Origin of the sequence: Winogradskyella bathintestinalis, from assembly GCF_030407435.1 — a bacterium.
Lineage (GTDB): Bacteria > Bacteroidota > Bacteroidia > Flavobacteriales > Flavobacteriaceae > Winogradskyella > Winogradskyella bathintestinalis.
The window spans coordinates 1-12295 of record NZ_JASDDK010000015.1; the positions used below are offsets into that span (position 1 = coordinate 1).

Consider the following 12295-nt stretch of genomic DNA (forward strand, 5'->3'; position numbering starts at 1 on the left):
CTGATTATCCAATTCACGTACTGTTCCGTCTTTTTCAACATAAACATATTCAAAATTTGCTTTGTTCTTATTCAAGAATTGTGAGTTTTAAATGAAGTTCAGGTTTTTTTTAAATGTTTTACAACGTTTGTGTATATGGTTTGTTGCGTTTTTAAGCACTAAATATAGCAAATAAAAACCGAATAGAAAATCCGCGAGGATTTTCGTAAGTAGGCTAGAACTAGCAATAAATTATATACGGTGTTGCCCACAGTATTTTATTCGTTTATAATTTCTTCCGTTGCAATTTTTGTCAATTCTTTAATTGAATTCAAATATTTTCTTTTCGGTTCCGTACTTTGTTTAATCCTCGAATTTACTTCGGTGAAATATTGGTTGATTTCAGCGTTATGTTCTGGTTCAGTAAAATAAAATTCGTAAGCCATAAATCCGATAAATTTTTGTTTTTCCTCAAGGTCAAATTCTGAATATTGTTCAATAAAAAAGTCAGGATTATATTTTATAAAATTCATAATTTCAAGTCCAATTGCTTCTGATAAAGCTCCGTCAGATTTCTCAACAATTACTCTAAAGACTTTGAAATAAAACTCCAAATCATTTTCCTCTTCTGTAAATATTTGTTTTATGCACTCAAAAGTTTCGTCATTGTCAGAAGGATAAATTTCATTTTTGAGAATTAATTCCGCATATTTTCTGATTTTTGCTGTGTCAATTTTCGGTTCAATTTCAACAGTTTTGGTTTCTTCTTTAGTTAATGATTTTTCAATTGAGACTTTTTTATTATCCGTTTTTTTCTCACTCTTTTTCTCGCAAGAAATAAGAACAAATTGAACTAAAAATAATATTTGAAGCAGTTTTTTCATATTGTGGGCAACGGTCTTGGCTATGATTTCGTTGCGGAAAAATCCGCAGGATTCTTTCCGCCGTAGCCGAAAGATAATAAATAAGCGTTGAATTCCGATAAGGAATTCAACCGCAATGAATTATAGCCGTTGTTGTAAAACGTAATTTTATTTTTCAATTTTTTATAAGGAATAATTCTCTCTTTGTCCAAGTTTTTTCCTTTCAGAACTCCTTTTACAGATTCCGTTTCGTTAATAAATTCAATGTAAGATTCTTGGCAAGCATAAAGTGAATAATCGTCTTTATTTTCATTCGGTTGATTGTGTTTAGACTTTATCGATTGATACAATGAAAAAATATAAGTTTTGTCGATTTTTATTCCGTCCACTTTCATTTTACAGTCCGATGCGTATTTCCATTCCGAACCACCATAAATTTCAAATGTTTTTCGGCTTTCCTGTCCTTTTATGTTTTCCAAAACTTCTACAAGAATTGAATGTCCGAAAAATTCCGTTTCGTCAATTTGTTCTTTTGATACGGATTTACCTTGTCGGTTGTAATAGATGTGTTTTAAAACTTTAGCTTTTATTACTAACTCACTGTCTTTACTGGCAGGTATAAAAGTCCGAAACTTTCCACAACTGCAAGCAAATGACATTTGGAATGCCAGAAGTGTTATTAATATGCAAAAAGTTTGTTTCATTATGTTTTACAACGAGTTTGTATATGGTTTGTTGCGTGTTTAAGCGAGTAAGTTAGCAAATAAGAACGGAATATAGAATTCTCAGGAATTTTCGTGAGTAGGCGATAAGCAGCAATAAATTATATACGTTGTTAGCTAATAGTAGGCGCGCACTAACCTTTGGGAAGGCCTAGCTGTTATGGATTAAGCCAGAGCAAACATTTTAGATGCGTAGCCTAAAATCAGCAGAAATGCCGAATACAATACTAGTTTATTTTTAAGAAACCATTGTAGATAAGCAACGACCAATCCACGCATGTGTTTGCTAGTTCGACTAAAGCACTGACGCCTTTTTTTATTTCTACGCAAACTTGCTAACGCATGAATAAGCTCAATGTCTTAAAAAACCAAAAAAAAGTTCGGAAAGGCGAGACAAATTGCAAATACAGAACGACCTAAATGCGTTTTAACCAAAAAAAGGAAAGTAGCCTAGAGATCACAAAAAAGGAAACGGCAAAGCAAGAGGCTTTGATATTCTAAAGAGGCACGGAAATTTGTCTGCGACTATTTTTGCTAACGTGTTTGTGTATGGTTAGTTGCGTATTTCAGCAACTAATTTAGTAAACAAAAACGAACGCGAGAAAATTCCGCAGGAATTTTCCAAATAGGCAACGACCAAAGCAATTAATTATACACGTTGTTGTACGCAGTTTTTTATTTATACAAATCTCCGTTTAAGTACTTTAATCCTGAATCACAAATAACAGTTACAATTGTTTTTCCTTTTCCAATTATTTTCGCTCTTTGTAAAGCAGCCCAAACGTTGGAACCAGATGTAGTTCCTCCAAAAACTCCTTCAATTCTTGCTAATTTTCTAGCTGTTTCATATGCATCTTCATCTTTTACAGAAATTATTTCATCTGCTAAATCTAATCGACAAATTTCTGGAATAAATCCAGCTCCCATTCCATCAAGTCTATGAGTTCCGGACGTATCACCACCAGATAATGTTCTTACATTAAAAGGTTCTATAGGAATACATCTAATTCCTGAAATTTCTTTTTTGAATATTTCTGTGTTCCCAGAAAAGCAGCCTCCAGTACCTACACCAGTTATAAATTCATCAATATCATTTCCCAAAACATCCATTATTTCGTATGCCATTTTATGGTAAGCATTACGATTGTCAATGTTTTTAAACTGGTCAGTGTAAAACGTATTTGGTTGTTTTGCAATTTCTCGAACTCTTTCGAGTGCTTTATCAATAATTCTAGCTGTTATTTTTCCATTTTCGCTTGGAATCAGTTCAAGTTCCGCTCCAAATGCTCTCATAGTTTGCAATTTTTCCTCGGCAAAAGCATCTGAAGAAACAAAGTGTGCTTTATAACCTTTTGCAGAACATATCATTGCCAAAGAACTACCAGTACTTCCACCTGTATAGTCAACTACAGTTCCGCCAGGTTTTAATTCACCTCTTCTTTCAGCACCTTCAATCATAGCTAGTGCCATTCTATCCTTCATACTTCCAGTAGGATTAGCTCCCTCAACTTTCACATAAATATCTGCAGAATTAGAATCTGTAAGGTGTTTTAGTTTGACAAGTGGTGTGTTTCCTATTCCTTCCATTTGGATTTTTCTCAAATTGCGTACAACGGTTTTGTGTATGATTTCGTTGCGTGTTTAAGCACTAAAGTTAGCAAATAAATCACAGATAGAAAGTCCGCGAGGACTTTCGTAAGTAGGCTATAACTAGCAATGAATTATACACGTTGTTACCTACAGTTATTTATTTCCAAATTTTACTAATTCGGGTTTTATTATTATTAATTCTCTTTTTCTCGGAAATTTTCCGTGTTCAAAAGTCAGTTCAACACTATTTTCATTCTTTTCGAGCGATTTTATGTCAACATCATAAAAGTCCGAAATCACGAACGTTTTATTTTCATAACCCAATTCAGTCGGTTGAATTAAAATATGAATATCCGTTTTAGAATTTTCAGTTTCAAGAGGTAAACTTTGTCCATTATAAAAAGTCATTACTCTCACAAAAAAGTCATCTCCATATTCCGATTTAACTTGGTCAAAATCTCGAAGGACTGATTCAAATTCCGATTCAGCCGTTTGAGTAATTTCAGATGTGTGTTTATAAACGAAAAAATTGTCTGAAATATCTAAAGTATCTTTAAAATCCTTTTTGTCAATTAATTTTCTTTCTCCGCTTTTTAATTTTTCCGCAACATTTATTTCAGAGTCCGAAGTTTGCACGAAGCGATAATAATCAGAAGTTTGAGTGTTTTCGAACTTTTTATTTTCTTTTTCTAAACTCTCAATTTGAGTTTGTAATTCCGAAATCCGATTATCTTTTTCGGTTAATTTTTCGGTCAATTCTTTTAATTCCGATGAAGTTTGTTTTGTGTTACAACTTGCAATTAAAATCAATGTTAAAATCAGTAACGGAATTTTTTTCATAATTGTAGGTAACGTGTTTGTATATGGTTTGTTGCGTGGTTTAGCACCTAATTTGGCAAATAAAAACCGAATAGAAAATCCGCGAGGATTTTCGTAAATAGGCTATAACTAGCAATAAATTATATACGGTGTTGGCAAATCGTTATTTTTTCATTCGGCTTTTCATAGCGTATTTTGTCAATTCATCAATCCAATATTCACTCAACTTGTATGATGTTTGAAAATTTTGTTTTCCTTCTCGATTCGACCAACCTTTTTGGTCAAATTTATTTATATTAACATTATAACGTTTATCTGAAATTTTTTGTACTGGATTAAATGGGTCTGCTTGTCCATTTGCATTAAAATATCCTTTAAATAGTGCTATAAAAAGGTAAGGTGTAAATTGATTTGGATAAAATTGAATAGAAAGTTGATAGCCATAACTTAAAATGTCAATTCCACTCTGACTATTTTCACGAACTATCAGGTTCCAATTTTCTGTTTTTGATAATATTTCGTCAGTCAGTTTTCTGAATACGCTTATAATTTCTTGAAATTCAGTTGAGGCAAGTGTCCGACCTTCTTGACTTTCTAATAATCTTTTAGTTTTTTCCTCTTTTAAAACATCATTTTCGAAAATGGAAATTTTATCAGCCAGATTAGAAGATTTTATAGAACTTCCCATTTCTTGTGCTCTTGCCTCTATTACTGAAGCTGCACTTTCAATTCCCCATCTTTTTAAACCTATCCATAACCTATTTTTAGGTAACCATTTTGGTGGTTCAACATTATTTTCTAAAGGAATTAAGATAGTAAAATCGTAACCTTCTTCAAAACCTCTATTTCTAATTGCGGTTTCCTCAATTCGTGTCCATTTTGAAGTTCCCCATTCATTTCTAAATAGAATTACCACAATTCTAGATTCTATAGAAAAAACACGATTAAAAGTTTCTTCTCCATCGGTTCCAGCTAATTTTTTTTGACTTTCGGTATATATGAAACACTTTTGACGTTCTTTAAGTAAATCATATAACGTTAATGCTAATTCTTCATCTTGGTGAAGAAAGGAAAAAGCTATATCATATTCATATTCTTTCATTTATTCAAGATTTTGCTCTAATGTTTGCCAACGTGTTATATCAAAACAAATATAGTCGTTTATAATTTAATATTTCGGGATAACAAAACTTCTGATGTGTTATTTTGGGATCTTGTAAGTGATTCAATTGTTGTATCCAAGGGACTGTGAATTTGCATTAAATCCTTATGTGCAACATGTGTATAAATCATCGTAGTTTCTGGTTTTGCATGGCCTAATAATAACTGTATATGACGTAAATCCACACCATTTTCTAATAAATGTGTGGCATAACTATGTCGCAACGCATGCGGCGTTACTTTTTTGGTAATACGTGCTAATTGACAGCTCTTTTTTAAAAATTGCCTAATGCTTGTAGCCGAATAAGGACCGCCATCTCTGCCTTCTATAATAAAAATTTTAGGTCTGTAGGTATTGAGATAATTTAGCATTAGGGGTTTAAGTGAGGCACTCATAACTACTGTCCGGTCTTTACGGCCTTTCCCTAAATTGACCCTTAGCTGATTACGGTCAAAATCGAGCTCATCAATTTTTAAATTCAAAAGTTCCCCTATGCGTAGTCCGCACGAATAGATCAGACCAATAATAGCTCTGTGTTTTAGATTTTTGGTGACCTGAATTAAATCTATAATTTCCTCTTTTGATAATACCACCGGAAGTTTACGACTCTTCCTTGGTCGTTTTAAATCATCAGCATTTAAATCTGGTATCTCACAATAAGTTATTAAATACTTAAGTGCACTTACACACTGTCGGTGACTGCTAATACTGAATTTTTCGCCTGCTATTACAACCTCAAAAAACAGATCAATATCTTTCTGATTTATTGAATTAATTTCCTTAGGTTGATGATAATTTAGAAAGCGTAAAATAAAATAACCATAACTTTTTACGGTACTTTCACTAAGTCGCTTACCTTTAAGATATCCGGTATAATTGCGTAAAAGATTTTTATATACCGCTGGCATTGAAGCAAACATGGCTGCCATACTAAGCACTGGTTTTATTTTTTTAGGAACCTCAAATGCTTTAGGTGTCTTTTTAAGAGCGTTATAATCTACATAATACCCACATTCTTTAAAGTAATTAAATAAAGCGTTTAATGTCGTTCTATAATAAGGGATATAATAAGTACGATGGATTGCAGACCATCGTACTTCAGGAATTGCTTTTACAATGGTTTTGGTCGATTCTGAAAATACAAAGCCAATTCCTATATGTGACTTATTATCAAATTGAAGTTGCGTTAATGTTATAGTTCTGGCGTTGGACATACACTTTATATTAATGTGAATGTAAATTACACCAAATAGATTAAATAGCTGTAAATAAAGGGTTTAAACTACAGATTGTAGCAGCTATTTAATAAAACTGTTACAATTATGCGGTCTCTTCCATAGTGTGATAAACATTCTGAACGTCATCATCCTCTTCGAGCTTTTCTAACAATTTTTCAACATCTTCTGCCTGTTCTGGTGTAATCTTCTTAGTTACTTGCGGAATGCGTTCAAAACCAGAAGAAATAATTTCAATATCATTTTCCTCTAAATAGGATTGAATGTTACCAAAACTTTCAAAAGGTGCATAAATCATAATATACTTTTGTTCATTTCCGTCCTCATCTTCGTCAGTATCTTCAAAAATTTCTTCGACACCAAAATCAATCAATTCTAGTTCCAATTCCTCTAAATCAAAATCCTTGTCTTCGATTTTAAAATTGCAAGTATGATCGAACATAAAAACCACCGAACCAGAAGTGCCTAAACTTCCATCAGTTTTGTTAAAATAAGATCTAACATTTGCTACTGTACGCGTATTATTATCTGTTGCCGTTTCTATGAGAACCGCAATGCCATGTTGCGCATAGCCTTCAAAAACGACCTCTTTATAATCTCCCTGACTTTTATCACTAGCTCTTTTTATGGCACGTTCTACATTGTCTTTAGGCATATTTACCGCCTTTGCATTTTGAATTACAGCACGTAAACGCGAGTTACTATCCGGATCGGCCCCACCTTCTTTCACCGCCATTACAATATCTTTACCAATACGCGTAAAGGCTTTGCTCATGGCAGACCAACGTTTCATTTTTCTTGCTTTTCTAAATTCGAAAGCTCTTCCCATAGTAAAAAAAGTTATAAAATTATTAAGTATTTTATGCGACTATAGTTGAAATACAACTTAGTCAAGCAAATTTAAGAAAATATTAAAAGCGTCGAAATATTAATTCTCATATCTTGTACTAAAGACAGCAACTTCTATCATTCTTCCTCTTCAACAATAGATTCAATTACTTCAGCTAATTTAAAATCTTTGAGTGTTACTCCATCCGCATCATGCGTAGATAATGATATTTTTAATATATTGTAAGTATTACTCCAACTAGGATGATGATTTAAGGCCTCGCATTCAAAAGCAATACGGCTCATAGCACTAAAGCAATCTTTAAAGTTATCGAATTCGTATTCCGTATGAATGGCATTCTCGTAAAAATCCCATTCCGGTAGTTGTAGCAATCTTTTTTCGATGGTATCGTCGTCTAATTTCATATTAAAGTTTTGTTGTCCTTAAAATTAAATAAATAAGGATGATGGCAAGCTGAATTTTCAATTTTATTATTAATAATATAGAATGTGATTATAACTAAATATTCATTTATCTAGCTCCTCTAAAACCGTATCACTAGTAATTTGAAGATGTTTTGGTAATTTGTTAAACTTTGGAAGCACTGCTAAATATCGGTCATCATTTGTAGTAAATACCTGTTTAAAAACTACTTTCTTATCTGTTATGACCGCTGAAATTTCTTTAATAAATTCGTCATGATGTACTAAATCGGTACTTCCCAAATGGAAGACACCATATTTATTCCGGTTTATGATGTAATGAATTTGCTGGGTTATTTTCTTGTCTAACGTTACATTCATTATTAAATTAGGAAATACTTCCACAGCTTCATTTTCTGTAATTGCATCTTTTAATTCTTGAACTCTAGGTGAACCAACACCGAAAACCATAGGTAGCCGTATAATCGCCACTTTCATTTTTGGCATTCGCAATAGTAAGTTTTCAATTTTTATTTTGAAATGACCATAAATACTATGACTCAAAGTTTTATCTAATTCATAACTAGGATATTGACTGTAAGCATCAAATACATTAGCAGAAGATAAAAAGATTAATTTACTATTGGTTATAGCGACATATTCAGCAATATGTTGATGTGCTATAACTTGCGCATTAAAATCTCCTCGAAGAGCAGAAATAATAATAGATGGTTTTGTAGCTTCTAGAATTTCATATACATCGTCCTCCTCAACATTGTATTGAAAGAATTGGTTATTATTATCAAACGCTTTCCTAGGAATGCGATACGTTCCGAAGGTTTTAAAATAAGGCCCTAATTCTTTGTAAATAGCATTACCAATATAACCACTAGCACCAAGAATGAGTATGCGATGTTTCTGTTCGTTATCCTTCTTCATTAAATCAAACTACATTCAGAAATTAGCCTTTATAAAAAGGTGGTTTTACAACTGTTGCAGGAATCGCTTTTTTTCGCACTTGAATAAATATTTTGCTATCTACTTTGGATAACGCTTTTGGTACATATCCCATACCAATTCCAATACCTAAACTTGGACTCATTGTGCCCGAGGTGACGTTGCCAATGGTTTGGCCATTTTCGTCAACAATATCGTAACCCTGTCGTGGAATACCACGTTCGTCTAATTTAAAAGCGACCAATTTGCGTTCTGGTGTTCGTTCTTTTTCAGCTTGTAAAGCCTCACTATTAGTAAAATCTTTATTGAATTTACAAACCCATCCCAAACCTGCTTCAATAGGAGAGGTGGTGTCATCTATGTCATTTCCATAAAGACAATAGCCCATTTCCAAACGCAAGGTATCTCTTGCGGCTAAGCCAATAGGTTTTATTCCAAAATCGGATCCGGCTTCGAAAACCTTATCCCAAATTTGTTTTACTTCAGAATTTTTACAGTAAATTTCAAAACCACCGCTTCCTGTATAACCCGTTGCGGAAATAATAACATTATCAATACCCGCAAAATCACCAACAATGAAATTATAGAATTTAATATTAGCTAAATCATGGCTAGATAGTGATTGCATGGCATCAATGGCTTTAGGACCTTGTATGGCCAATAAAGAATAGTCTTCGCTTAAATCTTTCATATCAGCACCAACATCGTTCTTAGATGAAATCCAATTCCAATCCTTTTCAATATTACTAGCGTTAACTACGAGCAAATAGGTTTCGTCTTTAATCATGTAGATAATTAAATCGTCTACAATTCCGCCATCATCGTTTGGCAAACAACTGTATTGTGCTTTTCCAACTTCGAGTTTAGACGCATCATTACTCGACACTTTTTGAATTAAAGCTAGAGCATTTGGTCCTTTAATTAAAAATTCGCCCATGTGAGAGACATCAAAAACACCAACCGCCTTTCTTACCGTTTCATGTTCTGCATTTACACCTTCGTATTGAACTGGCATATTATATCCTGCAAATGGTACCATTTTCGCACCAAGTGCTTCGTGTGTTGAAGATAAAGCTGTGTCTTTCATATTATTGTTGTATTAGCGGAAATCTTTTAATTAAACTTGTTTTCGTTATGCAAAATTACATATTTTTTTGTGTCTAACCGTTGAAATGACTTTTCAATTTTAAGGATGAAATTTATACAGTTTAACCATGTCAAACTAAACCTTTTGCGTCAATTATTTAATGGATAACACACAAAATTATTATGTATTTTAAGGATCTTAGCAATTCATATTTAAAAATAAAATTATGACTTCAGAATTAAGAAATAGCATTGAAATCATTCAAAACTGTTTGACAGATTGTCGAATTTGTCTTACCGAAATGGCAGGAAAAGAAAGTAAGAACGATTGCCCAAAATGTTGTATTGAATGTATCGATGCCTGCGATGTTTTAATAAAAAAAATGACTTCAGATAGTGCCTATGTAAAACAATATGCTTTGTTATGTGCAGAAATATGTGAGTATTGCGCAGATCATTGCGAAGAGCACGACCATGAGCACTGTAAAAAATGTGCCCAATCTTGTAGAGCTTGTGCAGAGGAATGCCAAAAAATAGCGGCATAAGAGTTAGATTAAAAATCCATAAGCCAGTCATCAATAGCTTTATCCTTAGAGCCATGCAGTACTGAGATATCACCTGTGGATTCAAAAACTACAGCCTTCACTTCAGACAATTGAATAACGTTAGCTTCGCGTAATTTAGCTTTTAGGTCAGAGGTGGTAACTTTGCATTTTTTTAAATTGCCTTCTATAATTTTACCGTTTTTCATTAGTAGGGTGGGTTTATTGTCCATTAAGCTTTGTATGGGTTGCCATTGTCGTGCTGCCGCAACTAATATTTGAAGTGCGTAAATGGTTACTAGTCCAGCAATACCATGTTGAAGAGACACAGATTTAGAAATAATTACTGTCGCCAACACAGAGCCTATGGCCACAGTCATTGCAAAATCAAAACTAGACATTTTAGAAAAGCTACGCTTTCCACTTATTCTAGTTAATAGAACTAAGGCAATATAGATGCCAACGGCTGTAAGTATAATGGCGAATAAGCCGTCGGTTGAAAATTTAAACCATTCTTTCATATTATTTAGATTTTAATTGTTCGCTATTAAATTTTTTAATTTGATCGTCAGCCCGTTTTAATTCCGCTTTTGTAGGATAAGGTCTTTGTTGCAGTTGCTTATCTTCAGGTTCATAACTTAAAATAGACAGCAGCGGATAATGATCAGAGTTTATATCATCGCAACGCACAACTTTTGTCAGTTTAAATTCGCTTGAAATAAATATGTGATCTAAAGGCCAACGTAAAATATAGCTGTCTGCACTAAACGTATTATAAAGTCCGCGCCCTTTTCTAACATCTAATAATCTACTGACGCTCTGAAACAACTTAGAGGTTTGGGACCAAGCCACATCATTGAAATCTCCAATAACAATTACAGGATATTTAGAATCTAAAGCCAATTTGGCGATCATCATCATTTCAGTATCTCTACCAGACGACGTCGGGTTTTCTTCTGGCATCGGTGGAGTAGGGTGAATAGCATATAATTGAATCGTATCATTTGTCGATAATTTTAATTTTGTGTGGATTGAAGGCACACTATCACTAACTAAATATTTGACTTCAGAATCAAATAACTCCAACCTACTGTATAACAACATCCCGTAAGTATTTTCTTTTGGCACTTTAATAGTGTGCCCAAAAATAGGAGACATGTCTGCATTAAGAGCGTTCGTCCACTTAGAGTCAGTTTCAGTAAACAACATTATATCCGCATTGATATCTTTATACATGGTTTTAAGTAACTGATATTCTCTGTTTTTCTGAAGTACGTTAGCCGTAAACAAACTGATTTTGGGTTTGTTTTTTTCTGAATTTAAGACTTCATATTGGGCAAAAGCTGTATATGGAAAAATTTTTAAAAATTGAAAAATGCAACATGCTATAAGTATGCCTATAAATAAATAATCGCGCCAAGCTTTAAAATCGAATTTTATGATATAAAACAAAATGGCTAAAACCGTTAAAAATGTTAATTGCAAATGTGGAAAGTCGAACATACGAATCCACCAATAATCCAAAGCTACAAAAGGCATCAGTGTTAAGATTATGGCTAACATTCCAAAACCCGTCAATATATTTTTTAGTGTTATAGTTTTCAAATTTTTCCATTTTATGGAACCCAAGATAAGAATTAAAAAATAGACTATTATGATGTTTATTATTTGCGTTAATAGTTGTGTTATTTGGGACAGTGCGTATGTAGAAATTTGGCAATCTTCGTAACAAGAAAATTAAACATATAAAATGGAAAATACAGAAGATTTAATAGGCACAGAAGCCATTGAAAAAATTAAAAACCTACTAGACAATAATAAATTGGCTATGATGGCGACAAAACTAGATGGTATGCCTTTTTCTGTTTGTCCTATGACCACCCAAGAAATTGATGAACATGGCAAACTTTGGTTTTTTACAGGAAAAAATAGTGAACATTATAGAGAACTTAAAAGAGATAATGAACTTTCCTGAAATAGGTTGACTAAAAATTAAGCAATTAATTACAGTCACTTATGAAAACACAAAATGAACACTGGCGAAAAAAAAGCTATCAAAAAGCAACTTTAGAGACTAAACTTTTAGTCG

The 12295-nt window shown here is 33.0% G+C and carries 14 protein-coding genes; 2 read left to right on the forward strand and 12 right to left on the reverse strand.

Annotated features, from left to right (window positions below):
- Positions 1–257: 257 nt before the first annotated feature.
- From QMA06_RS16020 to gcvT, 10 genes are all read right to left on the reverse strand, one after another.
- Positions 258–863 carry a hypothetical protein gene (locus QMA06_RS16020; protein ID WP_290207926.1) on the reverse strand — a complete coding sequence of 202 codons (606 nt, stop codon included), beginning with the start codon at positions 861–863 and terminating at the stop codon, positions 258–260.
- Between the two features lie 20 nt (positions 864–883).
- Positions 884–1546 carry a hypothetical protein gene (locus QMA06_RS16025; protein WP_290207927.1) on the reverse strand — a complete coding sequence of 221 codons (663 nt, stop codon included), beginning with the start codon at positions 1544–1546 and terminating at the stop codon, positions 884–886.
- A gap of 693 nt (positions 1547–2239) precedes the next feature.
- Positions 2240–3151, reverse strand: a complete 912-nt coding sequence (locus QMA06_RS16030) for a PLP-dependent cysteine synthase family protein (protein WP_290207928.1) — start codon at positions 3149–3151, stop codon at positions 2240–2242.
- A 156-nt stretch (positions 3152–3307) separates the two neighbouring features.
- The gene (locus tag QMA06_RS16035; RefSeq protein WP_290207929.1) at positions 3308–3994 is read right to left on the reverse strand and encodes a hypothetical protein; all 687 of its coding nucleotides are present in this window, start codon (positions 3992–3994) and stop codon (positions 3308–3310) included.
- 142 nt (positions 3995–4136) lie between these two features.
- Entirely contained in the window at positions 4137–5075 is a 939-nt protein-coding gene (locus tag QMA06_RS16040) for a TIR domain-containing protein (protein ID WP_290207931.1), read from the reverse strand.
- Positions 5076–5134: 59 nt separating this feature from the next.
- Positions 5135–6349: a tyrosine-type recombinase/integrase gene (locus QMA06_RS16045; RefSeq protein WP_290207932.1), complete on the reverse strand. Its 1215-nt coding sequence runs from the start codon at positions 6347–6349 to the stop codon at positions 5135–5137.
- A 106-nt stretch (positions 6350–6455) separates the two neighbouring features.
- Entirely contained in the window at positions 6456–7199 is a 744-nt protein-coding gene (locus QMA06_RS16050; protein WP_290207933.1) for a YebC/PmpR family DNA-binding transcriptional regulator, read from the reverse strand.
- Positions 7200–7336: 137 nt separating this feature from the next.
- Positions 7337–7624: a 4a-hydroxytetrahydrobiopterin dehydratase gene (locus QMA06_RS16055; protein ID WP_290207934.1), complete on the reverse strand. Its 288-nt coding sequence runs from the start codon at positions 7622–7624 to the stop codon at positions 7337–7339.
- A gap of 102 nt (positions 7625–7726) precedes the next feature.
- Positions 7727–8560, reverse strand: coding sequence for a sugar nucleotide-binding protein (locus QMA06_RS16060; protein WP_290207935.1), 834 nt, complete (start codon positions 8558–8560; stop codon positions 7727–7729).
- A 22-nt stretch (positions 8561–8582) separates the two neighbouring features.
- Complete coding sequence (gcvT, locus tag QMA06_RS16065; protein WP_290207936.1) at positions 8583–9665, reverse strand: glycine cleavage system aminomethyltransferase GcvT; 1083 nt, start codon at positions 9663–9665, stop codon at positions 8583–8585.
- A 226-nt stretch (positions 9666–9891) separates the two neighbouring features.
- On the opposite strand from gcvT, the gene QMA06_RS16070 reads away from it, so the two are divergent.
- On the forward strand, positions 9892–10209 hold the full coding sequence (locus QMA06_RS16070) for a four-helix bundle copper-binding protein (RefSeq protein WP_290207937.1): 318 nt from the start codon (positions 9892–9894) through the stop codon (positions 10207–10209).
- Positions 10210–10217: 8 nt separating this feature from the next.
- Here QMA06_RS16070 and QMA06_RS16075 read toward each other — a convergent pair whose 3' ends face one another.
- Positions 10218–10727 carry a DUF421 domain-containing protein gene (locus tag QMA06_RS16075; RefSeq protein WP_290207938.1) on the reverse strand — a complete coding sequence of 170 codons (510 nt, stop codon included), beginning with the start codon at positions 10725–10727 and terminating at the stop codon, positions 10218–10220.
- 1 nt (position 10728) lies between these two features.
- Entirely contained in the window at positions 10729–11811 is a 1083-nt protein-coding gene (locus QMA06_RS16080) for an endonuclease/exonuclease/phosphatase family protein (RefSeq protein WP_290207939.1), read from the reverse strand.
- Positions 11812–11956: 145 nt separating this feature from the next.
- Between QMA06_RS16080 and QMA06_RS16085 the strand changes: the two genes are divergently transcribed.
- Positions 11957–12181: a pyridoxamine 5'-phosphate oxidase family protein gene (locus tag QMA06_RS16085; protein WP_290207940.1), complete on the forward strand. Its 225-nt coding sequence runs from the start codon at positions 11957–11959 to the stop codon at positions 12179–12181.
- The last annotated feature ends 114 nt before the right edge of the window (positions 12182–12295 follow it).

Coding starts and splice junctions, on each gene's coding strand:
- QMA06_RS16020 (WP_290207926.1), bottom strand. CDS start 863: ATGAAAAAACTGCTTCAAATATTATTTTTAGTTCAATTTGTTCTTATT.
- QMA06_RS16025 (WP_290207927.1), bottom strand. CDS start 1,546: ATGAAACAAACTTTTTGCATATTAATAACACTTCTGGCATTCCAAATG.
- QMA06_RS16030 (WP_290207928.1), bottom strand. CDS start 3,151: ATGGAAGGAATAGGAAACACACCACTTGTCAAACTAAAACACCTTACA.
- QMA06_RS16035 (WP_290207929.1), bottom strand. CDS start 3,994: ATGAAAAAAATTCCGTTACTGATTTTAACATTGATTTTAATTGCAAGT.
- QMA06_RS16040 (WP_290207931.1), bottom strand. CDS start 5,075: ATGAAAGAATATGAATATGATATAGCTTTTTCCTTTCTTCACCAAGAT.
- QMA06_RS16045 (WP_290207932.1), bottom strand. CDS start 6,349: ATGTCCAACGCCAGAACTATAACATTAACGCAACTTCAATTTGATAAT.
- QMA06_RS16050 (WP_290207933.1), bottom strand. CDS start 7,199: ATGGGAAGAGCTTTCGAATTTAGAAAAGCAAGAAAAATGAAACGTTGG.
- QMA06_RS16055 (WP_290207934.1), bottom strand. CDS start 7,624: ATGAAATTAGACGACGATACCATCGAAAAAAGATTGCTACAACTACCG.
- QMA06_RS16060 (WP_290207935.1), bottom strand. CDS start 8,560: ATGAAGAAGGATAACGAACAGAAACATCGCATACTCATTCTTGGTGCT.
- gcvT (WP_290207936.1), bottom strand. CDS start 9,665: ATGAAAGACACAGCTTTATCTTCAACACACGAAGCACTTGGTGCGAAA.
- QMA06_RS16070 (WP_290207937.1), top strand. CDS start 9,892: ATGACTTCAGAATTAAGAAATAGCATTGAAATCATTCAAAACTGTTTG.
- QMA06_RS16075 (WP_290207938.1), bottom strand. CDS start 10,727: ATGAAAGAATGGTTTAAATTTTCAACCGACGGCTTATTCGCCATTATA.
- QMA06_RS16085 (WP_290207940.1), top strand. CDS start 11,957: ATGGAAAATACAGAAGATTTAATAGGCACAGAAGCCATTGAAAAAATT.